The organism is Roseomonas acroporae (genome assembly GCF_023223525.1).
GTDB classification, from domain to species: domain Bacteria; phylum Pseudomonadota; class Alphaproteobacteria; order Acetobacterales; family Acetobacteraceae; genus Roseomonas_E; species Roseomonas_E acroporae.
Map to the genome: position 1 here is coordinate 1 of NZ_JALPRX010000241.1, position 1,332 is coordinate 1,332.

Annotated in this window: 1 protein-coding gene; it reads right to left on the minus strand. The window is 69.4% G+C overall.

Annotation, left to right across the window (positions count from 1 at the left end; genetic code table 11):
* On the minus strand, positions 1–1,332 hold a 1,332-nt coding region (locus tag M0638_RS28290), incomplete at both ends, for a fibronectin type III domain-containing protein (RefSeq protein WP_248670298.1).

Sequence of the window (1,332 nt, forward strand, 5' to 3'; positions counted from 1 at the left end):
GTGATGCGGTAGTCGTAGGCGGTCGCCGCGGTGAGGTCGGTGACGGTGTAGGCGACGCCCGACACGGCCGTTGCCACGCGGGTCCACGTGCTGCCCCCGGTCGGTCGCACGTCCACGGCATAGGTGATCGGCCCGGTGCCGGTGCCGGGCGCGGTCCACGAGAGCGGTTGCGTGGTGGACGTGGCCGTTCCGGCGGTCAGGGCGGACACCGCGCCGGGCGCGACGCCGGCGCCTGGCGGCCCGCCCGTGGTCCGCTGCCACATCGCGTCCTCGGTGCTGTTCCAGTACAGTGCGTTCACCGGGACACCCGCAGCGCCCGCCGCCGTGTCATCGGCGTAGGTTCCGAGCGCCGCCGGGATCAGGTACCCGTCCACCGACAGGTCATTGCCGAGCCGGGAGATGATGCGGCTCACCACGAAGGCATCGCCGTGCCGGCCGATCAGGTCGAGACCTGTGCCGTCGATGTGGAAGGCGCCGGCCGGGCCGTCCACGATGGCCATGCCGCTGATGGTGCCCGTGACCGGCCCGCCGCTCTCGTCGGCTGCCACGCCGTAGCGGTGCGTGCTACCGCTGGCGCGTGGGTTCGCGATGCTGATGTTCGACGTGTCGTTGACCGAGGTGCCGCGCACCGAGAAGGCGTCGCACTGGCCGGGAAAGGCGAGGCCGCAGTTGTCCGCATGGCAGTTGTCGAGGTCGTTGGCGCCGCCGTACACGACGAAGCCTTCCCGGTTTCCCGCGAACACGGTGCAGTTCACCAGCCGGTTGCGCTGCGACCAGACCGAGAAATGCACGCCGCTGTTCTGCGGGAAGTTGACCTTCGCGTTGGTGATCGTGCAGTTGAGCGAGCCGATGTAGATGCCGACGCCGCTGAGGTGCGAGAAGTCGGCGGCATAGGCCGGATCGTGCTGCGCCTCGCGGCTCAGGATGTTGCTCACCTGCGCCTCGGCGTAGCCACCGAAGTCGAGGATGAAGCCATTCGACGAGCGATAGTCGATGCAGTCCGAGACACTGGCGCCGTCGGCGGTCAGGATGTTCACGCCTGAGCCGAGGCGACCGACGCCGGGGCGCGGCCCGAGCCCGCAGTATTTCGAGCGGATGCCCTGCACGAGCGGCATGTCGGGCGCGCCGTTGGTCTGCGCGCCGGTCGTCACGTCGAACAGACCGATGCCGAGGCCGTTGTCGTAGGCGTTCTTGATGAAGAGGTCCTGCGCCTTCAACTCGTCGGCCATCATCAGGACGCAGTTGGCGCCGACCGGATTGCCGCCGAACACGGTGTTGGGCGCGAGGGCCGCCGCCGCGTGGTCGAACATGAGGCCGCGCAGGCCGGAGCCG